This window comes from Micromonospora sp. NPDC047740, from assembly GCF_043204735.1.
Taxonomy (GTDB): Bacteria; Actinomycetota; Actinomycetes; order Mycobacteriales; family Micromonosporaceae; genus Micromonospora.
Window position 1 is genome coordinate 53,549 of record NZ_JBIDCT010000017.1, and the last position, 25,343, is coordinate 78,891.

At 72.8% G+C, this 25,343-nt stretch carries 20 protein-coding genes; 11 read left to right on the top strand and 9 right to left on the bottom strand.

Annotated features, from left to right (window positions below):
* Nucleotides 1–5: 5 nt before the first annotated feature.
* Nucleotides 6–599: a hypothetical protein gene (locus ACGF4F_RS27845; RefSeq protein WP_357441255.1), complete on the bottom strand. Its 594-nt coding sequence runs from the start codon at nt 597–599 to the stop codon at nt 6–8.
* A gap of 232 nt (nt 600–831) precedes the next feature.
* Between ACGF4F_RS27845 and trmB the strand changes: the two genes are divergently transcribed.
* From trmB to ACGF4F_RS27865, 4 genes are all read left to right on the top strand, one after another.
* Nucleotides 832–1,536, top strand: coding sequence for a tRNA (guanosine(46)-N7)-methyltransferase TrmB (gene trmB / locus ACGF4F_RS27850; RefSeq protein WP_357441257.1), 705 nt, complete (start codon nt 832–834; stop codon nt 1,534–1,536).
* A gap of 93 nt (nt 1,537–1,629) precedes the next feature.
* Nucleotides 1,630–4,134: a DUF3516 domain-containing protein gene (locus tag ACGF4F_RS27855; protein ID WP_357441259.1), complete on the top strand. Its 2,505-nt coding sequence runs from the start codon at nt 1,630–1,632 to the stop codon at nt 4,132–4,134.
* A 120-nt stretch (nt 4,135–4,254) separates the two neighbouring features.
* On the top strand, nt 4,255–4,902 hold the full coding sequence (locus tag ACGF4F_RS27860) for a hypothetical protein (RefSeq protein ID WP_393081783.1): 648 nt from the start codon (nt 4,255–4,257) through the stop codon (nt 4,900–4,902).
* 919 nt (nt 4,903–5,821) lie between these two features.
* Entirely contained in the window at nt 5,822–6,085 is a 264-nt protein-coding gene (locus tag ACGF4F_RS27865; RefSeq protein ID WP_393081786.1) for a hypothetical protein, read from the top strand.
* Between the two features lie 103 nt (nt 6,086–6,188).
* Here ACGF4F_RS27865 and ACGF4F_RS27870 read toward each other — a convergent pair whose 3' ends face one another.
* The 4 genes from ACGF4F_RS27870 to ACGF4F_RS27885 are packed head-to-tail and all read right to left on the bottom strand — an operon-like array spanning nt 6,189 to nt 10,131.
* On the bottom strand, nt 6,189–7,133 hold the full coding sequence (locus tag ACGF4F_RS27870) for an ABC transporter substrate-binding protein (protein ID WP_393081789.1): 945 nt from the start codon (nt 7,131–7,133) through the stop codon (nt 6,189–6,191).
* Nucleotides 7,134–7,169: 36 nt separating this feature from the next.
* On the bottom strand, nt 7,170–8,015 hold the full coding sequence (locus ACGF4F_RS27875; protein WP_073839698.1) for an ABC transporter ATP-binding protein: 846 nt from the start codon (nt 8,013–8,015) through the stop codon (nt 7,170–7,172).
* 2 nt (nt 8,016–8,017) lie between these two features.
* Nucleotides 8,018–9,088 (bottom strand): FecCD family ABC transporter permease, encoded by a 1,071-nt coding sequence (locus ACGF4F_RS27880; RefSeq protein ID WP_393081792.1) that lies wholly within the window; start codon nt 9,086–9,088, stop codon nt 8,018–8,020.
* Nucleotides 9,085–10,131: a FecCD family ABC transporter permease gene (locus tag ACGF4F_RS27885; protein WP_393081795.1), complete on the bottom strand. Its 1,047-nt coding sequence runs from the start codon at nt 10,129–10,131 to the stop codon at nt 9,085–9,087. The genes ACGF4F_RS27880 and ACGF4F_RS27885 overlap by 4 nt, the downstream gene beginning before the upstream one ends.
* Before the next feature lie 129 nt (nt 10,132–10,260).
* Here ACGF4F_RS27885 and ACGF4F_RS27890 point away from each other — a divergent pair, with 129 nt between their 5' ends.
* On the top strand, nt 10,261–11,193 hold the full coding sequence (locus tag ACGF4F_RS27890) for a MerR family transcriptional regulator (protein WP_393081798.1): 933 nt from the start codon (nt 10,261–10,263) through the stop codon (nt 11,191–11,193).
* A gap of 37 nt (nt 11,194–11,230) precedes the next feature.
* Nucleotides 11,231–11,590 carry a YciI family protein gene (locus ACGF4F_RS27895; RefSeq protein ID WP_393081801.1) on the top strand — a complete coding sequence of 120 codons (360 nt, stop codon included), beginning with the start codon at nt 11,231–11,233 and terminating at the stop codon, nt 11,588–11,590.
* Nucleotides 11,591–11,596: 6 nt separating this feature from the next.
* On the opposite strand, the gene ACGF4F_RS27900 is transcribed toward ACGF4F_RS27895, so the two are convergent.
* Nucleotides 11,597–12,064, bottom strand: a complete 468-nt coding sequence (locus ACGF4F_RS27900) for a cytidine deaminase (RefSeq protein WP_357441281.1) — start codon at nt 12,062–12,064, stop codon at nt 11,597–11,599.
* A gap of 163 nt (nt 12,065–12,227) precedes the next feature.
* On the opposite strand from ACGF4F_RS27900, the gene hrpA reads away from it, so the two are divergent.
* Nucleotides 12,228–16,268: an ATP-dependent RNA helicase HrpA gene (gene hrpA, locus ACGF4F_RS27905; protein WP_393081805.1), complete on the top strand. Its 4,041-nt coding sequence runs from the start codon at nt 12,228–12,230 to the stop codon at nt 16,266–16,268.
* On the opposite strand, the gene ACGF4F_RS27910 is transcribed toward hrpA, so the two are convergent.
* Nucleotides 16,265–17,203 (bottom strand): LysR family transcriptional regulator, encoded by a 939-nt coding sequence (locus ACGF4F_RS27910; RefSeq protein ID WP_393081985.1) that lies wholly within the window; start codon nt 17,201–17,203, stop codon nt 16,265–16,267. The two genes, hrpA and ACGF4F_RS27910, sit on opposite strands and share 4 nt — an antisense overlap.
* 29 nt (nt 17,204–17,232) lie before the next feature.
* On the opposite strand from ACGF4F_RS27910, the gene ACGF4F_RS27915 reads away from it, so the two are divergent.
* The 4 genes from ACGF4F_RS27915 (at nt 17,233) to ACGF4F_RS27930 (ending at nt 22,441) form a co-directional block, all read left to right on the top strand.
* A complete protein-coding gene (locus ACGF4F_RS27915) occupies nt 17,233–17,964 on the top strand; it encodes a succinate dehydrogenase cytochrome b subunit (protein ID WP_393081808.1) in 732 nt (243 codons plus the stop codon).
* A gap of 1 nt (nt 17,965) precedes the next feature.
* Nucleotides 17,966–19,900 carry a fumarate reductase/succinate dehydrogenase flavoprotein subunit gene (locus ACGF4F_RS27920; protein ID WP_393081811.1) on the top strand — a complete coding sequence of 645 codons (1,935 nt, stop codon included), beginning with the start codon at nt 17,966–17,968 and terminating at the stop codon, nt 19,898–19,900.
* Complete coding sequence (locus tag ACGF4F_RS27925; protein ID WP_357441295.1) at nt 19,897–20,658, top strand: succinate dehydrogenase/fumarate reductase iron-sulfur subunit; 762 nt, start codon at nt 19,897–19,899, stop codon at nt 20,656–20,658. Before ACGF4F_RS27920 ends, ACGF4F_RS27925 begins: the two co-directional genes overlap by 4 nt.
* Nucleotides 20,659–21,298: 640 nt before the next feature.
* Nucleotides 21,299–22,441: an MBL fold metallo-hydrolase gene (locus tag ACGF4F_RS27930; protein WP_073839620.1), complete on the top strand. Its 1,143-nt coding sequence runs from the start codon at nt 21,299–21,301 to the stop codon at nt 22,439–22,441.
* Here ACGF4F_RS27930 and ACGF4F_RS27935 read toward each other — a convergent pair whose 3' ends face one another.
* Both ACGF4F_RS27935 and ACGF4F_RS27940 read right to left on the bottom strand, forming a co-directional pair.
* Entirely contained in the window at nt 22,442–23,953 is a 1,512-nt protein-coding gene (locus ACGF4F_RS27935; RefSeq protein ID WP_393081815.1) for a deoxyguanosinetriphosphate triphosphohydrolase family protein, read from the bottom strand.
* 71 nt (nt 23,954–24,024) lie between these two features.
* Nucleotides 24,025–25,287 carry a nucleotide sugar dehydrogenase gene (locus ACGF4F_RS27940; RefSeq protein ID WP_393081818.1) on the bottom strand — a complete coding sequence of 421 codons (1,263 nt, stop codon included), beginning with the start codon at nt 25,285–25,287 and terminating at the stop codon, nt 24,025–24,027.
* Nucleotides 25,288–25,343: the final 56 nt, after the last annotated feature.

Genomic DNA, 25,343 nt, shown 5'->3' on the forward strand with positions numbered 1-25,343 from the left:
GAGCGTCAGCGGCGGGCCATCCGGGGCCGGCGGGCGGCCGCCACGCCGACCACCGCACCGGCGACGGTCAACGCCAGCCCGACCGGCACCAGCAGCCCACCGAGCCCGATCCCGGCCGTGCCGCCGAACCCGGTCGCCGGCCCGCGGCTGGGCGGCGCGGCGGTACGGCTGGGCGTGGCCTTGACCACCTGGAGCATGGTCGACGCGGTCTGCCCGCTGGGACACTCCAGTTTGACCCGGTAGTTGCCCGGACGGGTGCGCTCCCGGACCATCGGCGAGGCGGTGAGCAGCCCGCGCTGCGGCTGCACCTGGACCCGGCCGAAGGCGTCGGAGACCACGATCGCCGGCACCGAGTTGTCCCGGCAGCTCGCGCGGATGCCGACCAGGAAACCGGGCTGCACCGTGCTCGGGGTGACCTCGACGAAGACCAGGTCGACCGGCTCCGGTTGCCGCTGGCCCTGATCCGGCGGATCGGTCGGCCCGGCGACGAGCGCGCCGGGTGGCGGGGCGGCCAGGGCGGGGACCGCGCCGAGCAGCGGGGCGGCGCACACGGCGGCGGCCACGATCAGCATCGCCCCGCGTCGCGTGACTGACACCATGACCCCTTTCGCGCTCCGACAACTCCCGCTCGGCGCGTCTGACGCCGCGCCACGACCGGGAGCCGTCGTCCGACAATCCCGCTCGGCGCGCCTGACGCCGCACCACGACCGGGAGCTGTCGCGTCGGCGGTGTCGGTCGGCGGGCCGCCCGTCCTGCCGTGGATGAATCCTCTCACTCCCGGTCGCACATCACATCCGTTCCGCGGCGGCGGTCGCGTACGCTCGGGTCGCTGTGACCACCACCGACCAGAACGCCACCCCGCCGGCCCACGCCGCCCGCATCCGTACCTTCCATCCGCGCCGCGGCCGGATGAGCGACCGGCAGCGCGACGCGCTGGCGCGGCTCTGGTCCGCGTACGGCCTGGAGATCGCCGACCTGGACGGGCCGTTCGATCCGACGGCGCTGTTCGGGCGGCGGGCGCCGCTGGTGCTGGAGATCGGTTCCGGCATGGGCGACGCCACCGCCGCGATGGCGGCCGCCGACCCGGACCGACACTATCTGGCGGTAGAGGTGCATACGCCCGGAATCGCCAACCTGCTGGAACTGGTCGAGCGGCACGGGCTGGCCAACGTCCGGGTGGCCCGGGGCGACGCGCTGGACCTGGTCCGGGCGATGCCGGCGGGCTCGCTGGACGCGGTCCACGTCTTCTTCCCCGACCCGTGGCCGAAGGCCCGCCACCACAAGCGACGGATCATCCAGCCGACGCACGTGGCGCTGCTGCGCGCCCGCCTGGCCCCCGGCGGCACGCTGCACTGCGCCACCGACTGGGCCGAGTACGCCGAGTCGATGCGCGAGACGCTGACCGGCGACCCGGAGCTGGTCGACGTGCACGGCGACTACGCCCCCCGCCCGGCCCACCGCCCGGTGACCAAGTTCGAGCGCCGCGCGTTGATCGCCGGCCGCCCGATCTTCGACCTGGTCCACCGCCGGCGCTGAGCCGGTGCGCAGTCCCGCTCGGCGCGGCGGCCGGCGTCCGCGGGGCGGCCCGGTTGGCGCCGCGGGCCATGATCCAGGCACCATGGAGCGGCTATGACCCTCACCGCCGCGCTGCCGAAGAGCGCCGACCCCGACACCCTCTACGACGCGTTCGCCGGCTGGGCGTCCGAGCGCGGTCTCGACCTCTACCCCCACCAGGAGGAGGCGGTCATCGAGATCGTCTCCGGCGCGAACGTGATCATGAATACGCCCACCGGCTCCGGCAAGAGTCTGGTGGCGATCGCGGCGCACTTCGCGGCCCTGGCCGACGATCGGACCACCTTCTACACCGCGCCGATCAAGGCCCTGGTGTCGGAGAAGTTCTTCGCGCTCTGCGAGATCTTCGGCGCGGAGAACGTGGGCATGCTCACCGGCGACGCGAGCGTGAACGCCGACGCCCCGATCATCTGCTGCACCGCGGAGATCCTGGCCAACCTCGCGCTGCGCGAGGGCACCCGGGCCGACGTCGGCCAGGTGATCATGGACGAGTTCCACTTCTACGCCGAGCCGGACCGGGGCTGGGCCTGGCAGGTGCCGCTGATCGAGCTGCCGCAGGCGCAGTTCGTCCTGATGTCCGCCACGCTCGGCGACACCACCCGCTTCGTCGACGACCTGAGCCGGCGTACCGGGCGGCCGACCGCCGTCGTCCGCTCGGCCGAGCGGCCGGTCCCGCTCCTCTTCTCGTACGCGATGACCCCGCTGCACGAAACCCTCGAGGAGTTGCTGGAGACCAAGCAGGCCCCGGTGTACGTGGTGCACTTCACCCAGGCCGCCGCGCTGGAACGCGCCCAGGCCCTGATGAGCGTGAACGTCTGCACCCGGGCCGAGAAGGACATGATCGCCCAGGCGATCGGCAACTTCCGCTTCACCTCGGGCTTCGGCAAGACGCTGTCCCGGCTGGTGCGGCACGGCATCGGCGTGCACCACGCCGGCATGCTGCCCAAGTACCGCCGCCTCGTCGAGACCCTGGCCCAGGCCGGGCTGCTCAAGGTCATCTGCGGCACCGACACGCTCGGCGTCGGCATCAACGTGCCGATCCGCACCGTGCTCTTCACCGGCCTGTCGAAGTACGACGGCACCCGCACCCGGCTGCTCAAGGCCCGCGAGTTCCACCAGATCGCCGGCCGGGCCGGACGGGCCGGCTTCGACACCCTCGGCCGGGTGGTGGTGCAGGCCCCCGAGCACGTCATCGAGAACGAGAAGGCCCTGGCCAAGGCCGGCGACGACCCGAAGAAGCGGCGCAAGGTCGTCAAGAAGAAGCCGCCGGAGGGGTCGATCGGCTGGGGCGAGCCGACGTTCCAGCGCCTCGTCGAGGCCGAGCCGGAGCCGCTCACCTCCAGCTTCCAGGTCAGCCACTCGATGCTGCTCAACGTCATCGGCCGGCCCGGCGACGCGTTCGCCTCGATGCGGCACCTGCTCACCGACAACCACGAGGACCGGGCCGCCCAGCGGCGGCACATCCGGCGGGCCATCGCCATCTACCGGGCGCTGCGGGCCGGCGGCGTGGTCGAGGAGCTGCCCGAGCCGGACGAGCAGGGCCGCCGGGTCCGGCTCACCGTCGACCTCCAGCTCGACTTCGCGCTCAACCAGCCACTGTCGCCGCTCGCCCTGGCCACCATCGAGCTGCTGGACCGGGAGTCCCCGTCGTACGCCCTGGACGTGCTGTCGGTGATCGAGTCGATCCTCGACGACCCCCGCCAGGTGCTCTCCGCGCAGCAGTTCAAGGCCCGCGGCGAGGCGGTCGCCGCAATGAAGGCCGAGGGCATCGAGTACGAGGCCCGGCTGGAACTGCTCGACGAGGTGACCTGGCCAAAGCCCCTTTCCGAGCTGCTGGAGAACGCGTACGAGATGTACCGCCAGGGGCACCCGTGGGTCGCCGACCACCAGCTCTCCCCCAAGTCCGTCGTCCGCGACATGTACGAGCGGGCGATGACCTTCCCGGAGTACGTGCAGTTCTACGGCCTGTCCCGGTCGGAGGGGCTCGTGCTGCGGTACCTGGCCGACGCGTACAAGACGCTGCGGCAGACCGTGCCCGAGGACGCCAAGACCGAGGAGCTGGTCGACCTGATCGAGTGGCTGGGCGAGCTGGTCCGCCAGGTCGACTCCAGCCTGATCGACGAGTGGGAGCGGCTGCGCAACCCGTCCGACGTCGCGGAGGTCGCCGCGTCGCTGGACGACCGGCCGCCGGCGGTCACCCGCAACGCCCGGGCGTTCCGGGTGCTGGTCCGCAACGCGCTGTTCCGTCGGGTCGAGCTGGCCGCCCTGCGCCGCTGGGATGAGCTGGGCGAACTCGACGGCGCCTCGGGCTGGCACGCGGACGCGTGGGCGGACGCGCTGGAGCCGTACTTCGAGGCGTACGACGAGATCGGGGTCGGGCCGGACGCCCGCGGGCCGGCGCTGCTCATGATCGAGCAGGGCCGGGAGCGGTGGTCCGTACGACAGATCCTCGACGATCCGGAGGGCGACCACGACTGGGGCATCAGCGCCGAGGTCGACCTGGCCGCCTCGGACGAGGCCGGTGCCGCCGTCGTGCGGATCACCGCCGTCGGGCAGCTGTAACTGCTTTCTTTTCAGGGGCCGTCCGGGATGCCCGGGCGGCCCCTTTCGTTCCCTGGGCGATGTCAGTCCCGTCGATTAGAATGTATGTACTAATCGAGCCGCTGACCTGGGAGGATGCTCGTGAACGCGCCCACCTCCACCGCCCCTCTCACCCCCTACGCCACCCTCCTCGGTTTCACCCGGTACGTGGACCGCACCGGGCCCACCAAGGCCACCTTCGTCGGGGGCCTGCGCCGCCAACGGGCGAGCAAGTCCGGCTTCAACCCGCACGGGCAGTTCGTCAAGGCGCTCAAGGCCGACGTCGCCTTCCACACCGGCGGCACCCACCTGGCCCAGGTCGCCGACCTGGTCAAGCCCCGCTGGCGCCCGCTCTACGAGGCCCTCGTCCCGGGCGCGACCAGCTGGCTGCACTCCCTCGGCGAGCCGGCGGGCGTCGACCTGGCGCAGACCCGCGACGCCCTGGCCATGCTGGGCGACCTCCCCGTCAAGATCAACCCGCACTTCGGCGTCCGATACGCCGACGGCCGCGCCGAGGCGATCCGCCTGCACTTCGACGAGGCCCCGCCGAGCGAGGAGGCCACCCTGGCCACCCTGCACCTGATGGCCCGGCACATGGACGCGGTCCTCCCGCACGCCGAGCCGGTCCTGGTCGACGTCCGGCGCGGCGAGGCCCACCGCATGCCCACCGAGGTCAAGCTGGACCAGGTCGAGCAGTGGCTGGCCGGTGAGGCGGCCGCCTTCCGCGCCATCTGGTCCACCGCCGCCTGACCCCCACCCGCAGCGCGCCACCCACCGCGCGCCCGGCAAGATCGCGCTCGGCCCAGGAAGTAGTGGCCTCGCCGCCGCACGGAGGCCACTACTTCCGCGTTCGAGCGCGATCTTGGTCAGCGAGTTGTCGGTTATCCACAGGGGCGGCGCCACTGGCACGGGATCGGGCAGCGTGGTCGTATGTCGAAGCCTCCTCGGCGGCCGCCCCAGCTGCGCGGTCAGATCTTCCGTGGCTCCGTGGCCGTGCGGCATGGCCTGCTGACCCGCAATGATCTCCGCAGCTCGGCTTGGCGGCCGCTCTTTCGGGACATCTATGCCGAGCGCACCTGAGAGTGACCCATGCCGACCGGTGCGCCGCCGTGATCCGCTGGTTGGTCCCGCACGGCGCCGCCATCGCGGGGCGTTCGGCTGCCGCCCTCTACGGCGTCGGGCACGTCGCTCCCGACCAGCCCGTTGACGTGCTCACCCCCACCCTGCCAAGCGCCCTGTTGGCATCCGTCCCCGCGCCGGCCGCCCGTCCGGCCGACGTACCGACCTCGGCCGCGGACCAGGCGACGCCGGGCTGCGTCCCCGGCCGGCGCGGGCCGATGACCGGCCTGCGGGTGCACCGCGCCGACGTCGAGCCAGGAGACGTCGTGGACCGGGCCGGCATCCCGACGACCGCACCGGCCCGCACCTGTTGGGACCTGGCCCGATGGCTTGATGTGGTCGAAGCGGTCGTGCTCATCGACGGCCTGCTGGCCCGCGGGCTCACCGACGTGGCCACGCTGCGGGGGTACGCCCTGGCCAGGGCCGGCAGACGGGGCTGGCGGTCGCTGCTGCGCGCCGTCGATCTCGCCGATGCCGGCGCGGAGTCGCCGCAGGAGTCCCGCACCCGGGTCCGCCTGGTGCTGGCCGGCCTCCCCCGACCTCAGTCGCAGTGGGTGGTGTCGCACCAGGGGCGTTCGTCGCCCGACTCGATCTGGCCTGGCCCGAGTTCAAGGTCGCGGTCGAGTACGACGGCCGGTGGCACGACGATCCCGAGCAGTTCCACCGGGACCGCCGACGACTCAACCGGCTGCTCGGGGCGGAGTGGATCGTCCTGCACGTCACGGCGAAACGCCTCCGCGACGACTTCGAGGGCCTTCCCGCCGAGGTCCGGACGGCACTCCGCGCTCGCGGCTGGCGCACGCCACAGACGTAAAGACCATGCTCGAACACGGAAGTAGTGGCCTCCCTATGCGGGCGAGGCCACTACTTCCTGGATCGAGCGCGATCTTGGCGCGGGGCGCGGCGCGGGGCGGCGCTCAGGCGGAAAGGTACTTTTCGAGGTCGTCGAGGATCTTGTTGGCGGCGGTGACGCCGATGCCGGTCATCCACGTCTCGTCGGAGACCACGTGGGCCTTGCCCGCCTGCACCGCGGAGAGGCCCTGCCAGAGGCTCCCAGCGGTGACCTTCGCCTGCTCGGCGGCGGCCTTCTCGCCGTACGCGGTCACGAAGATGACGTCGCCGTCGACCTCCTTGACGCGCTCGGGGCTGACCTGGTCGAAGCGCTTGTCCTCCTTGGCGTCGAGGCGCTGCCGCGCGGGGCGGCCCAGCCCGGTGTCGCCGATGACGATGCCGGAGAACGACTCCGGGCCGTAGACCCGGATGTTGCCGGGCATGAAGCGCACGATGGAGATCTCCCGCGAGGCCGCGTCGCCGAGCTTGGCGCCGAAGTCCTTGGCCCGCTTCTCATACGCCGCCAGAAGATCGCGAGCCGCCTGCTCCTTGCCCAGCGCCTTACCGTCGAGGAGGAAGTTCTCCTTCCACGTGATGCCCACCTTCTCGGTGAAGACCGTCGGTGCGATGGCGGACAGCTCGTCGTAGAACTTCTCCTGGCGGAACTTGCTGCCGAGGATCAGGTCGGGCTTGAGCGCGTTGATCGCCTCCAGGTCGGGCTCGGTGAGCACGCCGACCTCCTTGATGCCGGCGAGCTTCTCCGCGCCGAAGTAGGTGGGCCAGCTCTTCGCCTCGCCGGCGGTCGCCGCGCCGACCGGGGTGATCCCGAGCGAGAGCGCGGTGTCGATCTTGTCGGTGTCGAGCACCACTACGCGCTTCGGCTCGGCCGGCACCTTGGTGGTGCCCATCGCGTGGGTGATCTCCCGGGTCTCCCCGGTGGCCGCACCGGGGGCGGGGTCACTCTTCCCGCAGGCGGTGAGGCCGACGCCGAGGGCGAGGGCCGCGGTGAGGGCGGCGGCGAGACGACGCATCAGGGTCCTTTCGTGGAGGTACGGGTCGACGCGCGCTCAGGCGTCGCCGACGGAGGAGCCGGCCGGAGCCGGTGCGCCGGCCGGCGCGGCGGCCGGCACGGGCGAGGTGTGGGTGAGGGCGGGCACCACCAGCGGGGCGCCGGTGACGGGGCAGGGCACGACCACGCAGTCGAGCCCGAAGACCTCCCGGACCAGGTCGGCGGTGAGGATCTCGCGCGGCGGTCCGGCCGCGACCACCGCGCCGGCGCGCATCGCGACCAGGTGGTCGGCGTACCGGGCGGCCTGGTTGAGGTCGTGCAGCACGGCGACGACCGTCCGGCCGCGTTCGGTCCGCAGCCGGTGCAGCAGATCCAGCACCTCGACCTGGTGGGCGAGGTCGAGGAAGGTGGTGGGCTCGTCCAGCAGCAGCGCCTCGGTGTCCTGGGCGAGGGTCATCGCGATCCAGACCCGCTGGCGCTGCCCACCGGAGAGGGTGTCCACCGGCCGGTCGGCGAGCCCGGCGACGTCGGCCATGGTCATGGCCCGCTCGACGGCCCGCTCGTCCTCCGCCGACCACTGCCGCCACCAGCGCTGGTACGGCTGCCGGCCCCGCCCGACCAGGTCCGCGACGGTGATCCCCTCCGGCACCAGCGGGCTCTGCGGCAGCACGCCGAGCCGGCGGGCCACCTCCCGGGTGGGCAGGTCCCGGATCACCGCGCCGTCGAGCAGCACGCTGCCGCGGCGCGGGGTGAGCAGCCGGGCCATCGTGCGCAGCAGGGTCGACTTGCCGCAGGCGTTCGGGCCGACGATGACGGTGAACGCGTCGCCGGGCAGGTCCAGGTCCAGCCCGTCCAGGACCGTCCGGCCCTCGTAGCCGACGACCAGGTCACGGGTGGAGAGCATGGTCACGACCCCCTCTTCCGGGTCCGGAGCAGCAGGAACATCAGGTACGGCCCGCCGATCGCGGCGGTGAGCACGCCGGCCGGGAGCTGGGTGGGGGCGAACAGGCGGCGGCCGGCGAGGTCGGCCAGCACCAGCAGCAGCGCCCCGAGCAGCGCCGCGCAGAGCAGCGGCGGCCGCTCCGCCCGGACCAGCCGGCGGGCCACCTGCGGGGCGACCAGGGCGACGAAGTCCACCGCGCCGACCTGGGCGGTGACGGCCGCGGCGATCAGCACGCCGGTGGCGGCCAGCCCGATCCGCCGGGCCACCGGCCGCAGCCCGATGCCCCGGGCGGTGTCGTCGTCCAGGGCGGTGCTGCGCAGCGCCCAGCCGGCCCAGGCCAGCACGGGCAGCAGCAGGGCGAGTGTGCCGCCGATCCAGGCCGCTTCGGTCCACCCCTTGCCGGCCAGCGTGCCGATCAGCCAGAGCTGGGCGCGCAGCCCGTCGATCGGGTCGGCGGTGAGCATGACCACCTCGGTCAGCGCCCGGAACGCGAACGCCACCGCCACGCCGGCCAGGACGAACCGCTGCGCCGCCAGCCCGTGCCGGGCGCCGAGGGCGAACACCAGGACCGCCGCGACCAGGCCACCGAGCAGCGCGGCCGGCGCCACCAGGACGGCGGCCGCGCCGCCGGTGAGGGCCACCGTCGCGGCGAGCCCGGCACCCTGGGTGACGCCGATGACGTCGGGGCTGGCCAGGGGGTTGCGGGCCACGCTCTGGATCAGGGTGCCGGCCACCCCGAAGGCGGCCCCGGCGAGCGCCGCGAGCACCGCGCGGGGCAGTCGCAGGTCGAGCACCACGAGGTCGTACGGGGTGCCGGCCCCGGAGAGCGCGCGCAGCACGTCGGCCGGGGCGACGTACGGCGTGCCGAGCGAGAGGCTGAGCACGACGGAGCCGGCGAGCAGCAGGAACAACGTGCCGGCGACGAGCACCGGACGGCGGCGGACCTGGACGGTCACCGGCCCGATCCGCAGCAGCGACCGTCCGGGCAGCGCGACGCTCGACGCGCTCCGGGCTCCGGCGTGGATGGAAGTCACGCGGTCACCACCCGGGCGCGGCGGACCAGGACGGCGAGCAGCGGGGCGCCGATCATGGCGGTGACGATGCCGGCGGGTACCTCGCCGGGCGGGGCGACGAGCCGGCCGAGGATGTCGGCGCCGAGCACCAGGGCCGGCCCGAGCAGGCCGGCGACCAGCAGGGTCCACCGGTGGTCGGCACCGACCAGAGCCCGGGCCAGGTGCGGCACGGCCAGCCCGACGAAGGCGATCGGTCCGGCGGCGGCGACGGCGGCGCCGGTGAGCAGCACGCCGGCGACGCCGGCGCCGAGGCGGACCAGGGCGATCCGGTGGCCGAGGCCGCGGGCCACGTCGTCGCCCAGGGCGAGCGCGTCGAGGCCCCGGGCGACCAGGGCGGCCAGCACCGCCCCGGCGAGGACGAACGGGAGCACCTGCCCGGCGACCCCGACGTCCCGGCCGGTGAGGCCGCCGACCACCCAGAACCGGTACTCCTCGAAGGTGCGGGCGTCGATGCTGAGCAGCGCGTACACGACAGCGCCGAGACTGGCGTCGAGGGCCGCACCGACCAGCGCGAGGGTGACCGGGCTGGCGCCCTCGCGGGTGCGGTTGGCGACGGCGAAGACCAGCAGGCCGGCGAGGAACGCCCCGGCGATGCCGAACCAGACGTACCCGGTGAGGGTCCCGACGCCGAAGACGGCGATGGCCAGCACCACGCCGAAGGACGCGCCGGCGCTGATCCCGAGGATGCGCGGCTCGGCGAGCGGGTTGCGGGTGACGGCCTGGAAGAGCACCCCGGCGACGGCCAGCGCCAGCCCGACCACCAGTCCCAGGGCGGTACGCGGCAGCCGCAGTTCCCGGACGATGGTGCTGGCCTCGCCGCCGTCCGGGGCGGTCAGCGCGGCCCACACCTGGTCGACGGGGAGCGGGCGGCTGCCGAGCGCCAGGCTGGCCAGCAGCGCGATGGCGAGCAGGAGCGCCGCCACCAGGGTGACCGCGAGACGGCGGCTGACGCCTCGGCGGGCCGGGGTGTCGGCCCGCTCGGGCCGGACGGCGACGGTGGTCACGGACGGAGTTCCCTCTCGGCTTAGGTTCGCCTTACCTTAGCCGACGAGGTTAGGTGAACCTAACTCGGGATCGTCGATCTTCGGCCGACGGGTTGCGCCTCCCGTGGGGGGAGACGCCAGGGTGAGGGTATGAACGGTGACCCGCGCTACTCGATCGGCGAACTGGCCCGGCGGACCGGCCTGACGGTCAAGACCATCCGGTTCTACTCCGACCGCGGGATCGTGCCGCCCACCGACCGCGGCCCGACCGGCCACCGCCGCTACGGCCTGGACGCCGTCGCCCGCCTGGACCTCGTCCGCACGCTGCGCGACCTCGGACTGGACCTGGCCACGATCCGCCGGATCGTGGACCGGGAGGTCTCGCTGCCCGAGGTCGCCGCGGCGCACGCCGACGCACTCGCGGCACAGATCCGGGTGCTGCGCCTGCGGCGCGCGGTGTTGACCGCGGTGGCCCGGCGCGGGTCCACACCCGAGGAGATGGCGCTCATGCACAAGCTGGCCCGGCTCTCCGCCGACGAGCGCCAGCGGCTGATCGAGGAATTCCTCGACGCCGCCTTCGCCGGTCAGGCGGGCAACCCCGCGTACGCGGGGATCAGGCGCTCGCTGACCCCCGACCTGCCTGACAACCCCGACGCCGACCAGGTCGAGGCCTGGGTGGAGCTGGCCGAAATGTCGCAGGACCCGGGCTTCCGGGCCAGCCTGCGACACCTGGCGGAGCAGCACGCGGCCGACCAGGCCGACGCGCCGGGCGTACGCCGCGACGCGGTCGCGTTGGCCCGGGCCGAGGTCGAGGAGGCGCTGGCCGCCGGCGTCGACCCGGCCTCGCCCCGAGCCGACCGGGTCGTCGCCGCGCTCACGAGCCGGTACGCGCACCTCTGCGGCCGGCCCGACGACGTCGACCTCCGGCGGCGGCTGCTGGACCGGCTGGACGCCGCGAACGACCCCCGTCGGGAGCGCTACCTGCACCTGCTCTCGGTGGTCAACGGCTGGCCGGCGACCGAGAGCCTGGCGCCGGTCCTCGACTGGTCGATCCGCGCGCTGCGGGCCCGGACCTCGGCGTAGCCCCTTTTCGGCTGGTTTGCGCTCCTACCCTGGGAGCATGCGATTCGACCAGCACACCGTCGTCCTCCTGGTCCGTCCCGACGACCCGCCCGAGCTGCCCCGGGACGCGGTCGACCGGTTGCAGGACGCGCACCTGGCCCACCAGGCCGGGCTGGCGGAGCAGGGCGCCCTCCTCGCCGCCGGCCCGTTCCTCGGCGGCGACGACGAGCGGATCCGTGGCTTCGCCGTGCTCTCCGTGGACCCGCAGATGGCCCGCGAGCTCTACGCCAACGACCCCGCCGTACGGGCCGGGCGGCTGGTCGCCCAGGTGATGAGCTGGCTGGTGCCGGAGGGCAACCTGCGCTTCGAACAGGTGCCGGTCCCCCGGTCGATGCTGGAGGTGGCGTCGGGCGACTGACCCGGCTCAGTCTTCCGGGGCCTGGCGGCTGCCCGGCACCACCGGCATCGGCCACACCCCGGTCCGCGGCACGGCCGGCACGTCCAGCTGGTGGTCCGACCAGACGTACGTCTCGGGCAGCAGATCGGTCACCGGGACCGCGCGCAGCCCGTCCGGCGGGCCGACGATCACCTTGATCGACGGGAAGTAGTCGGCGAGCACCTGCCGGCAGCGACCGCACGGCGCGAGAACGCCCCGGTTCCGGTCCCCCACCGCGACGATGGTCTCCAGGTCGCCGGCGCCCTGCGTGGCGGCGGCACCGATCGCCACCAGTTCCGCGCACGGTCCGCCGGTGAAGTGGTAGACGTTCACCCCGCTGAACACCCGACCGTCGGTGCTTCGCACGGCGGCGGCGACGGTGTGGTTGTCACTGCGGCAGCGCAGCTTGGCAACGGCCATGGCGGCCTGCACCAGTGCCCGGTCGGTGTCGCGCATGATCATCCCGTCCGTCGTCAACCTCGATCGGCGGCCACTTTAGCCCGGCGCCCCGGCCCGACCTGGGACGGCACGCGCGGGGACGTGGTCGGGGCGCGGCACCGCGGCCCGGCCGGTAACCCGGGAGCGCTGCGCCCGGCGGCTGCCTATCCTTGGCGACGACATGCAGAATCCAGCCGCACCCGCCGCACCCGAGGCCGTCCGCGACCTGCACCGGCGCCTCTCCCCCCTGATGTTCCGCGACCAGCGCCGGCTCCAGCGGCGGCTGGACGGGGTCCGGAAGCTGCGGGACCCGCAGCGGCGCGACGCGGCGCTCGCCGAGATCGCCACCGAGGTGGCGCGGGCGGAGGCGCGGCTGGCCGCCCGGCGGGCCGCCGTGCCGGCGGTCACCTATCCGGCGCAGCTGCCGGTGAGCGAGCGCAAGGACGACATCGCCGCCGCGATCCGGGACCACCAGGTGGTGATCGTGGCCGGCGAGACCGGCTCCGGCAAGACCACCCAGCTGCCCAAGATCTGCCTGGAGCTGGGGCGTGGGATCAACGGGCTGATCGGGCACACCCAGCCCCGCCGGCTCGCCGCGCGTACGGTGGCGGACCGGATCGCCGAGGAGCTCGGCACCGAGCTGGGCGACGTGGTCGGCTACAAGGTGCGCTTCACCGACCAGGTCAGCGAGCAGAGCCTGGTCAAGCTGATGACCGACGGCATTCTGCTGGCCGAGCTGCAGACCGACCGGATGCTGCGCCAGTACGACACGCTGATCATCGACGAGGCGCACGAGCGCAGCCTCAATATCGACTTCATCCTGGGCTACCTGAGGCAGCTCCTCCCCCGCCGTCCCGACCTCAAGGTGGTCATCACCTCGGCGACCATCGAGACCGACCGGTTCGCCCGGCACTTCGCCGACGCCGAGGGCAACCCCGCGCCGGTCGTCGAGGTGTCCGGGCGGACCTACCCGGTCGAGGTGCGCTACCGGCCGCTGGTCGAGGTGACCGAGGCCGAGGAGGAGGCCGACGAGGAGAACGTCCGCGACCAGATCCAGGCCATCGGCGACGCGGTCGAGGAGCTGGCCGCCGAGGGGCCGGGCGACATCCTCGTCTTCCTCAGCGGCGAGCGGGAGATCCGGGACACCGCCGAGGCGCTCGGCAAGCTGGTGGGGAAGAAACGGTCCCTGCTGGGCACCGAGATCCTCCCGCTGTACGCCCGGCTCTCCACCGCCGAGCAGCACCGCGTCTTCGCCCCGCACGCCGGGCGCCGGGTGGTGCTCGCCACCAACGTCGCGGAGACCTCGCTGACCGTCCCGGGCATCAAGTACGTGGTGGACCCGGGCACCGCCCGGATCTCCCGCTACTCCAGCCGGCTGAAGGTGCAGCGGCTGCCGATCGAGCCGATCTCCCAGGCATCGGCCAACCAGCGTAAGGGCCGCTGCGGGCGTACCTCGGACGGCATCTGCATCCGCCTCTACGACGAGCAGGACTTCGAGTCCCGACCCGAGTTCACCGACCCGGAGATCCTGCGGACCAACCTCGCCTCGGTCATCCTCCAGATGACCTCGATCGGGCTCGGCGACGTCGGGGCGTTCCCGTTCATCGACCCGCCGGATCGGCGCAACATCACCGACGGCGTCAACCTGCTGCACGAGTTGGGCGCGCTGAACCCGGCCGAGACCGACCCGGCGAAGCGGCTTACCCCGCTGGGCCGGCGGCTGGCCCAGCTCCCCGTCGACCCGCGGCTGGCTCGGATGGTGCTGGAGGGCGAGCGGAACGGCTGCGCCACCGAGGTGATCGTGATCGCGGCAGCGCTCTCCATCCAGGACCCGCGCGAGCGGCCGGCGGAGAAGCAGGCCCAGGCCGACCAGGCGCACGCCCGGTTCGCCGACCAGGAGTCGGACTTCGTCGCGTTCCTCAACCTCTGGCGGTACCTGCGCGAGCAGCAGCGCGCCCTGTCGTCCAGCGCGTTCCGCCGGATGTGCAAGGCCGAGTACCTCAACTACCTGCGGGTCCGCGAGTGGCAGGACATCGTCAGCCAGCTGCGCCAGGTGCTGCGTACCCCGGAACCGGGTGACGGGCGGCGGGGCCGGCGCGGCGGCCCGGCGGCCGAGCCCGACGGAGCCGGTGGCCGGCGCGGAGCCGGGGCGGACCTGCCGGAGGAGATTGACACCCCGAAGGTGCACCAGTCCCTGCTGCCCGGCCTGCTGTCCCACATCGGGCTCAAGGACGCGCAGAAGCACGAGTACCTGGGCGCACGCGGGGCGAAGTTCGCGATCTTCCCCGGCTCGGCGTTGTTCAAGAAGCCGCCGCGCTGGGTGATGGCCGCCGAACTGGTGGAGACCACGCGGCTGTGGGGCCGGGTCGCCGGCCGGGTCGAGCCCGAGTGGGTGGAGCCGCTCGCCCAGCACCTGGTCAAGCGCAGCTACAGCGAGCCGCACTGGGAGAAGCGGCAGGCCGCGGTGATGGCCTACGAGAAGATCACCCTGTACGGCGTCCCGATCGTCACCTCCCGCAAGGTCAATTTCGGCCGGATCGATCCGGCGCTGTCCCGGGAGCTGTTCATCCGGCACGCCCTGGTGGAGGGCGACTGGCAGACCCACCACCAGTTCTGGCGGGACAACCAGCGGCTGCTCACCGAGGTGGAGGAGCTGGAGAACCGGGCCCGGCGCCGGGACATCCTGGTCGACGACGAGACGATCTTCCAGTTCTACGACGAGCGGATCCCGGCCGACGTGGTCTCCGGCCGGCACTTCGACTCCTGGTGGAAGAAGACCCGCCGGGAGCAGCCCGACCTGCTCACCTTCACCCGCGACCTGCTGGTCAACTCCGGTCGCGGCGGGGTCGACGAGGCGGACTACCCGGACGAGTGGCGGGCCGCCGGGGTGACCCTCCCGCTGACCTACACCTTCGACCCGGGCACCCCGACCGACGGGGTCACCGTGGACATCCCGCTGCCGCTGCTCAACCAGGTGCCGGCGGAGAGCTTCGACTGGCAGGTGCCCGGGCTGCGCGAGGAGCTGGTCGTCGCGCTGATCCGGTCGCTGCCGAAGGCGGTCCGGCGCAACTTCGTCCCGGTGCCCGACTACGCCCGGGCGGCCCTGGCGGCGATCGTCCCCGGCGAGGAGCCGCTGCTCGACGCGCTCACCCGGCAGCTGCGCCGGATGACCGGAGTGACCGTCCCGTCGGACGCCTGGGACCTGGCCAAGCTGCCGCCGCACCTACGAGTCACCTTCCGGGTGCTCGGCGAGGACGAGAAGCCGGTCGCCGAGGGCAAGGACCTGCCGGCCCTGCAACGCCAGCTCCGCCAGGAGGTACGCCAGGTCGTCGCCGCCGCCGCGCCGGACGTGGCCCGGACCGGGCTCACCGAGTGGAGCTTCGACACCCTGCCGCGCACCATCGAGCAGGTCCGCGCCGGGTACGCGGTGACCGCGTACCCGGCCCTGACCGACGAGGGCGCCACGGTCGGGGTGAAGGTGTTCGACTCCCCGGCCGAGCAGGAGGCCGCGCACTGGGCCGGCACCCGGCGACTGCTCCGGCTGACCCTGCCGTCGCCGGCGAAGTTCCTGCAGGGCCGGCTCAGCAACGAGGCCAAGCTGGCGCTCAGCCGCAACCCGCACGGCGGGGTGCAGGCGCTCATCGAGGACGCCACCGGCGCGGCGATCGACAAGCTGATGGCGGACGCGGGCGGCCCGGCCTGGGACGCCGACGGGTTCGCCGTGCTGCGTGACAAGGTCCGCGCCGACCTGGTCGACACCGTGGTCGACGTGATGGGCCGGGTCCGTCAGGTGCTCGCCGCCGCGTACGCGGTGGAGCAGCGGCTCGGCGCGACGAAGAACCTGGCCGTGGTGGCCGCCCTGGCCGACATCCGCAACCAGCTCGGCGGCCTGGTGCACAAGGGCTTCCTCACCGAGGCCGGGTACGCCCGCCTGCCCGACCTGCTGCGCTACCTCACCGCGATCGAGCGGCGGCTGGACCGGTTGCCGGGCAACCCGCAGCGGGACAAGCAGCAGCAGGACCGCATCGCCGTGGTGCAGCGGGAGTACCAGGACCTGCTGGCCGCGCTGCCGCCGGCCAAGCGGCAGTCGGCGGCGGCCCGGCAGATCCGGTGGATGATCGAGGAGCTGCGGGTCAACGTGTTCGCCCAGGCGCTCGGCACCCCGTATCCGGTGTCCGAGCAGCGCCTCTACCGGGCGATGGACGAGGCCGAGGGGCGTTAGGGCAAGGGCTCCACACCGGGCGGGAGCTGGTTGTCGGCGGTCGCGTCGTGGACGTACTCCAGCAGGATGCGGCGCAGCTCGCGGCCGGCGTGGGTGGGCACCACATCACGGCGGCGGGCCACCCCGATGGTCCGCCGTACGCCGGGCCGGGTGAGCCGGGTGACCCGGATGCCGGGCCGGCGGGCCACCGCGATGCCGGGCACCAGCGCGACGCCGAGCCCCGCCTCGACGAAGCTGAGCACCGCGTCCAGCTCGCCGCCGTCCACCGCGAGCCGGGGCTCGAAGCCGGCCTCCCGGCACGCCTGGAGGGTGGCGTCGCGCAGGTCGTAGCCCTCGCGGAACATCACCAGCGGTTCGTCGCGCAGGTCGGTGATGCGCAGCTCGCCGGTGACCGGGTCGGCCGGTAGCGGGTCCACCGAGGCGACCACCAGGCTCTCCCGCAGTATCGGGTCGGCGCGCAGCCCCGGATCGGTGCCGGCCGACGGCATGATGATCAGCGCCAGGTCGAGGTCGCCGCGGAGCAGGTCGCGGACCAGGTCCTGGGAGCCGCCCTCCTCCACCCGCAGATCGACGGTGGGATGGGCGTCGCGGAACCGGCGCAGCACCGGCGGCGCGAGCGAGGTGGCGAGGCTAGGCGTGGCGCCGAGCCGGACCCGGCCGCGGCGCAGCCCCACCAGCTCCTGCACCTCGCGGGTGGCGGTGTCGACGTCGGCGAGGATCCGCTTGGCCAGCGGCAGCAGCACCTCGCCGGCCGCGGTGAGGGCGATGTTGCCCCTTACCCGCTCGAACAACGGGGCCCCGAGGTCGGTCTCCAGGGCGTGAATTTGCTTACTCAACGAGGGCTGGGTAATGCCCACCAGGTCGGCCGCTTGGGTGAAATGTCGTACTTCTGCGACCGCGACGAAGTACCGAAGCTGATGGAGCTGCATCTCTATAGCCTATGGCTATCAAGACTGCGCAGTCGATGCATTGGACGACTGATCAAAGTGCTCCTAGCGTCGGTCGCGTGGTAATCACCAAGACTCGGTCGCCCATCCGCTCCAACGTCGGCCTCAAGGTCGTCATGGCGGTGACGGGCATTCTCCTCGTGCTGTTCCTCGTCGTGCACATGCTCGGCAACCTGAAGATCTTCACGGGCGAGACCTCGTTCGACCACTACGCGCACTGGCTGCGCGAGCTCGGGACGCCGCTGCTGCCGTCGACCTGGTACCTGTGGATCCAGCGCACCGTGCTGACCGTGGCCGTGCTGGGCCACATCGGGGCCGCCACCGTCCTGTCGATGCGCGCCCACGCCGCCCGCCCGGTGGCGTACGCGCACCGCCGCAAGGTGCACGTCAACTACGCGGCCCGCACGATGCGCTGGGGTGGGGTGATCATCCTGCTCTTCGTGATCTACCACATCCTGGACCTGACCACCGGTCACCTGAACCCGCAGGGCGACCTGAGCAACCCGTACGGCAACGTGGTCGCCGACTTCGCCCCGGAGCGCTGGTACGTCACGCTCTTCTACGCGCTGGCGGTCATCACGCTCGGCTTCCACCTGCGGCACGGCGCCGCCAGCGCGTTCCGCAGCCTCGGCCAGCAGACCCCGAAGGGCGAGCGCCGGGCCCGAACCGCCGCGCTGGTCTTCGCCGTCGTGCTGGTCGCCGGCTACCTGGTGGTCCCGTTCGCCGTACTCACCGGATTGGTGGCCTGACATGGATCTCTACACCGAAGGCGACCCGATCGCCGACACCAAGGCCCCGGACGGCCCTATCGAGACCCGCTGGGAGCGCCGCCGCTTCGAGGCGAAGCTGGTCAACCCGGCCAACCGCCGGAAGCTGACCGTGATCGTGGTGGGCACCGGTCTGGCCGGCGGCTCGGCCGCGGCGACCCTGGCCGAGCAGGGCTACCACGTCAAGTCCTACTGCTACCAGGACAGCCCGCGCCGGGCCCACTCGATCGCCGCCCAGGGCGGCATCAACGCGGCCAAGAACTACCGCAACGACGGCGACTCGGTGCACCGGCTCTTCTACGACACCGTCAAGGGCGGCGACTTCCGCTCCCGGGAGTCGAACGTGCACCGGCTGGCCGAGGTCTCGGTCAACATCATCGACCAGTGCGTCGCCCAGGGCGTGCCGTTCGCCCGCGAGTACGGCGGCCTGCTGGACACCCGCTCGTTCGGCGGCGCGCAGGTGCAGCGCACCTTCTACGCCCGGGGCCAGACGGGCCAGCAGCTGCTGCTCGGCGCGTACCAGGCCCTGGAGCGGCAGATCGGCCTGGGCAACGTGGAGATGAACGCCCGGCACGAGATGCTGGAGCTGGTCGTCGTCGACGGCCGGGCGCGCGGCATCGTGGTGCGCGACCTGGTCACCGGTGAGATCACCACCGAGATGGCCGACGCGGTGGTGCTCGCCTCCGGCGGTTACGGCAACGTCTTCTACCTCTCCACCAACGCCAAGGGCTGCAACGTCACCGCCTCCTGGCGGGCGCACCGCAAGGGCGCGTACTTCGCCAACCCCTGCTACACGCAGATCCACCCGACCTGCATCCCGGTCTCCGGCGACCACCAGTCGAAGCTGACCCTGATGAGCGAGTCGCTGCGCAACGACGGCCGGGTGTGGGTGCCGAAGGCCAAGGGCGACGACCGCCCCGCCAGGGACATCCCCGAGGACGAGCGCGACTACTACCTGGAGCGGATCTACCCCTCCTTCGGCAACCTGGTCCCCCGCGACATCGCCTCCCGCGCCGCGAAGAACGTCTGCGACGAGGGGCGCGGCGTCGGCCCGAGCGGGCTCGGCGTCTACCTGGACTTCGCCGACGCGATCAACCGGCTCGGCCGCAAGGCCATCGAGGCGAAGTACGGCAACCTCTTCGAGATGTACGAGCGGATCACCGGCGAGGACCCGTACGAGGTCCCGATGCGGATCTACCCCGCCGTGCACTACACGATGGGTGGCCTCTGGGTGGACTACGACCTCCAGTCGAGCATCCCGGGCCTGTTCGTGATCGGTGAGGCGAACTTCTCCGACCACGGCGCGAACCGGCTCGGCGCCTCGGCGCTGATGCAGGGCCTGGCGGACGGCTACTTCGTGCTGCCGAACACCCTGCCCAACTACCTGGCGGGCGCCGGTTCGTTCGAGCAGGTCGACGCCAGCCACCCCGAGGTGGTGGCGGCCCGCGCGGCCGTCGAGGAGCGGATCCAGAAGCTGCTCTCCATCAACGGCGACCGGACCGTGGACTCGTTCCACCGGGAGCTGGGCCAGATCATGTGGGAACACTGCGGCATGGAGCGCAGCGACGCCGGGCTGCGCAAGGCGATCGACGAGATCCGCGCCCTGCGCGAGCAGTTCTGGCAGCGGGTCCGCGTCCCGGGCGACGGCGAGGGGCTCAACCAGTCGCTGGAGAAGGCCGGCCGGGTGGCCGACTTCTTCGAGCTGGCCGAGCTCATGTGCATCGACGCCCTGCACCGCGAGGAGTCCTGCGGCGGCCACTTCCGGGCCGAGCACCAGACCCCGGACGGTGAGGCGCAGCGCGACGACGACCGGTTCGCCTACGTGGCGGCCTGGGAGTACACCGGCGACCAGCCCGTGCTGCACAAGGAAGACCTGCAGTTCGAATACGTCCACCCCACGCAGCGGAGCTACAAGTGAATCTGACCCTGCGCATCTGGCGCCAGCAAGGCCCTGAGGACAAGGGTCGGATGGTGACCTACCAGGTCGACGACGTGTCTCCGGACATGTCCTTCCTGGAGATGCTCGACGTGCTCAACGAGCGGCTGATCCTCCAGGGCGAGGAGCCGGTCGCGTTCGACCACGACTGCCGCGAGGGCATCTGTGGCATGTGCAGCCTCATGATCAACGGCGAGGCGCACGGGCCGCAGCGCGGCACCACCGCCTGCCAGTTGCACATGCGGCAGTTCTCCGACGGCGACACGATCGACATCGAGCCGTGGCGTGCCCGGGCCTTCCCGGTCGTCAAGGACCTGGTGGTCAACCGGAACGCCTTCGACCGGATCATCGCCGCCGGCGGGTACATCACCGCGCCGACCGGCAGCGCCCCGGAGGCCCACGCCAGCCCGGTGGCCAAGGCCGACGCCGACGCCGCCTTCGAGTCGGCCGCCTGCATCGGCTGCGGCGCCTGCGTGGCGGCCTGCCCGAACGGCTCCGGCATGCTGTTCACCGCCGCCAAGATCACCCAGCTCTCGCTGCTGCCGCAGGGCCAGCCCGAGCGGTACACCCGAGTGATCGGCATGGTGGACGCGCACGACGAGGCCGGCTTCGGCGGCTGCACCAACATCGGCGAGTGCGCGGCGGCCTGCCCGAAGGGCATCCCGCTGAACACCATCGGCCGGCTCAACCGGGACTACCTCAAGGCGACCGCGAAGCGCGCCGGCACCCCGGGCTCCTGAGCCCCCGCGGCGGGTCCGCCCGCCGTCCGACCCCACCGACCGCCGCACCCACCTCAGGGTGCGGCGGTCGGCCTTTCCGGGGTACGCCGTGTCACGGCCAGGACATCTCCGGTGACCTCCTTTCGAGCTGAGTCGGCTGTGCTGGCGCGGCCGGAGCGGTTGCCGTCTCGGAGCGGTGCTGGGCCCGGGGTGGCGGGGCCAGGGCCGGCGGGGGCATCGGAGGTGGGCGGCGACCCTGCCAGACTCGCTCACCGGCCGGGCTTGAATCGTTGGCGAGATCAGCTCCTAAGGGAGCGGAGACCTGGTGCCTCAGTCGCAGCGCGGCCGGAGCCGCCCGGAGCCGAGCGACGGGCGGCGGCCGGTTCAAGTCACCCCTCGCGGGTAGCAGTCCCATGGACGGCACCGAAGAGGGGACAAACAGGCATGAAGACACTGCGTACCCACCGGCTGCCGCTGGCGCAGGCGCCGCAGGCGTACGAGATGTTCCAGCAGAAGCGGGACGGCTGCGTCAAGGTCGTGCTCACGCCGTGAGCCGGACGGTGGTGATCAACGGAAGCGAACCGGCGTGCGGGTGGCTACCGTGTACTCGGCGGCGGCCCGGGCGGCCGCAGGGGTCTGCGGGACACGGGAGGGGACGGCGATGGGCACAACCGAGGAGCAGGCGGTCGAGCGGGCGCTGGGCCGGCGGCTGTGGCGGATGGCCGGCGTGGCCGCCCTGGCCGGGGTGGCCTGGGTGGGCCGGGACGTGCCGCTGCAGCTCGGAGGCCGGCTCACCGGTGCCCGGGCGGCCCGTGCCGCCCGCTCCCCCCAGTTCCGCGACGGCACCTTCCACAACCCGGCGGGCACCCGGACGATGGTCGCCGACCCGGGCCGCAACCTGCTCAGGGAGCTGCTGTTCGGCAAGCAGAAGCGGCGGCCGGACGGCCCCGTCCCGCTGCTGCGGCCGGCCGACCCGGCCCCGGCGGACACCGCCCGCGAGCTGAGCATCGTCTGGTACGGCCACGCGTCGGCCCTGGTCGAGATCGAGGGGCACCGGGTGCTGCTCGACCCGGTGTGGAGCGACCGCTGCTCCCCGTCGGCCCGGATCGGGCCGCGCCGCATCCACCAGCCGCCGGTACGCCTCGACGAGCTGCCCCCCGTCGACGCCATCCTCATCTCCCACGACCACTACGACCACCTGGACCTGGCCACCGTGCGCGGGCTGCTCGCCCACCAGTCCGCGCCGTTCCTGGTCCCGCTCGGCGTCGGTGCGCACCTGGACCGGTGGGGCGTACCGGCGGGGCGGATCGTCGAGCTGGACTGGTCGGAGAGCCACCGGGTCGGCGGGTTGACGGTCACCGCCACCGCCGCCCAGCACTTCTCCGGGCGCGGGCTGCGCCGCGACGGCACGCTGTGGAGCTCCTGGGTGGTGGCCGGGGCGCACCGGAAGGTCTTCTACACCGGCGACTCCGGCTACTTCGACGGCTACGCCGGCATCGGCGCCGAGCACGGTCCGTTCGACGTCACGCTGATGCAGATCGGCGCGTACGACCGCGCCTGGCCGAGCATCCACATGTTCCCCGAGGAGGCCGTCGCCGCCCACCTCGACCTGCGCGGCGACCTGCTCCTCCCGGTGCACTGGGCCACCTTCAACCTCGCCCTGCACGACTGGTCCGAGCCGGTGGACCGGCTGTGGGCCGAGGCGAAGGCCCGCGACGTCCGGCTGGCGGTGCCACGCCCGGGCGAGCGCGTCGTGGTGGACGACCCGCCGCCGGTGGACGGCTGGTGGCAGGCGGTCGCCTGATCAGAGCACGAAGGCGTCGGTCCAGAGCGCGCCGGAGCGGCCGGAGAGCGCATCCAGCATCGCCACCGCCTGCCCGTCGGTGAGCTGGGCGACGAAGTCGACGATCGCCCGGCCGCGGGCCCGGCCGATCCGGTCCGGCGTACGCGGGTGCAGCTCCGCCTCCGCCAGTTCGACGAGGTCGTGCAGCCGGCGGGGCAACCGGGACTCCTCCTCCGGGTCGAGCAGCCACTCCCAGAGCGCCTCCACCAGGCTGCCCAGCAGCCGCGCCTGGCCCCGCTGGTGCAGGGCCAGGTCGGGGCGGGCCAGCACGAACCGGTGGTGGACGAACTTGAGCACCTGCACCTCGTGCCACTGCGCCTTGGCCAGCAGCACGTGGCCGGAGCGCACGTCCGGCTCCGGGGTCAGCGTGATGGCCTCGACGAACCGGGTGGACCAGCGGGCGGAGAAGCGGGCCACGTACTGCTCCGCCTCGATCGACCCGTCGAACGGCAGCGCCAGCAGCCCCTCCACCAGTTCCTCGCGGACGTGTTCCACGGCGGCGGCGAACGCCTCGTCGTCGGCGATCCAGGCGTCCTTGCGGTGCAGCTGGCGGCGCAGCCGTTCGATGGCCGCCCCGGGACGCCGGCCGGCGGCGGTCAGCGCGGCGCCGGTGATCGCCCGGAAGTGGCCGCTCTCCCGCTGCCAGGCCATCAGCTCGGCGGCCACCGCGCCCTGCTGGAGCACCCCGACCCGGTAGAAGTCCTCCACGTCGTGGATGGCGTACGCGATGTCGTCGGCGGTGTCCATGATGGACGCCTCCGGGGTCTGCTGCCAGTCCGGGATCCGGCCGGCGAACGGCTCCCGGGCCTGCCGCAGGTCGTCCACCTCGGTCCGGTACGCGCCGAACTTCGCCGACCCGCTATCCGGGTCGTCGGGCGGGGCGGCCGCGCCGCGGGGCGCCGGGTGGAGGTGCCGCGGGTGCGGGTCCGGGTGGTCCAGGCGGGTCCACGGATACTTCAGCATCGCCGCCCGGACCGCCGCCGTCAGATCCAGGCCGGTGGTCGCCGCGCCCCGGATCTCCGTACTGGTGACGATCCGGTACGACTGGGCGTTGCCCTCGAAGCCGTCGGGCAGCCCGAGGCGCTGGCGGGCCAGCCGGTCCAGCACCCGCTCCCCCAGGTGCCCGAACGGCGGATGGCCGAGGTCGTGGGCGAGCGCCGCGGCCTCCACCACGTCCGGGTCGCAGCCACCCAGCTTCTCCAGCAGCTCGCGGTGCGCCTCCTCGGCGGTCAGCCGCTCGGCGATCGCCCGGGCCACCTGGGCGACCTTCAGGCTGTGGGTGAGCCGGTTGTGCACCAGCAGGCCGGACCCGCCCGGGCTGACCACCTGGGTCACCCCGCCCAGGCGGGTGAAGAACGGCGACGCGACGATCCGGTCCCGGTCGGCCCGGAACGGGCTGGCGGCCAGGTCGCCGAGCGCCCGGGCGCTGCCGCCGAAGAGCCGCCGGGCCCGCGGATCCGCAGGTTGTTCCATGATCGCCCACCGTAGCGCAGCGAACCGGCCAGCAGCGACGGGTCGGCGTCCGGGCCGGGCGGCCCGGTGTCCTACAGGCGCTCCACCGCCGGCCCCGCGCACCGGTTACGGGTGTCGAAGACATAGCGCCCGTGCCTGGTCACCATGTCGTAGTCGAAGACGTCGTGATCCGTCACCACGACCACCGCGTCGGCCGCGGCGACCTCCTGTTCGGTCAACCGCACCACCAGCACCCCGCCGGGGATGTGGTGCGGCTCGGCGTACGGCTCGACGGCCCGGACCTCCGCGCCGAGGTCGCGCAGCCGCCGGGCCACCTCCACGGCCGGCGAGTCGCGCATGTCGCCGGTGTTCTTCTTGTACGCCAGCCCGAGCAGTAGCAGCCGGGCACCGCTGACCGCGCGGCCGGTCCGGTTGAGCCCGGCCATGATCCGTTGCGTCACGTGCTCGGGCATCTCGTGGTTGACGTCGTTCGCCAGTTCGATAAAGCGGAACTGCCGGCCCAGCCGCCGCTTCACCTGCCAGGAGAGGTAGCAGGGGTCGATCGGCAGGCAGTGCCCCCCGACGCCGGGCCCGGGCCGGAACGGCATGAACCCGAACGGCTTCGTCTCGGCGGCCTCGATCGCCTGCCACACATCGATGTCCAGATGGTGGGAGAGCATGGTGAGCTCGTTGATCAGGGCGATGTTGACCTGGCGGAAGGTGTTCTCGATCAGCTTGGTCAGCTCGGCCACCCGGGTCGAGGCCACGGGCACCGTGCGCGCCACGAGGCGGCGGTAGAACTCGTCCACCCGGGCCAGCGACGCCGCGCCCACCCCGGAAACCACCTTCGGGGTGTTCTCCAGCCGCCAGGTGGGGTTACCCGGATCGATGCGCTCCGGGCTGTAGCCGAGGTGGAAGTCACCCGGGCTGCGCAGTCCGCTGGCCGACTCCAGGAGCGGACGCAGCAACTCCTCGGTGGTGCCCGGGTACGTGGTCGACTCCAGCACCACCGTGCAGCCCGGTCGGACGTACGGGCCGATGCCGATGCCGGCCTGCTCCACGTAACTCAGGTCCGGGGTGCCGTCCCGCAGCGGGGTCGGCACCGTGATCACGCAGACGTCGAAGCCCTCGGCATCGGGGTACTCCGCGCTCGGCCGGTACCGGCCGCTGCTGAGCGCCCGGCCGAGCCGGTCGGCCGGGATGTCCTCCACGAATGACTCACCCGACGCGAGCCGCTTGACGCGGTCGGTGTCGACGTCCAGACCGACGACGTCCATGCCCGCTTCGACGGCCCGCATGGCCAGCGGCAGACCGACGTAACCCTGGCCGATCACGACCAGCTTCTCAGCACTCACCCGGGCTCCAGTTGGAAGGAGGAATCACCTGGTTAGGAGGCTAGAGGGACTTCTGA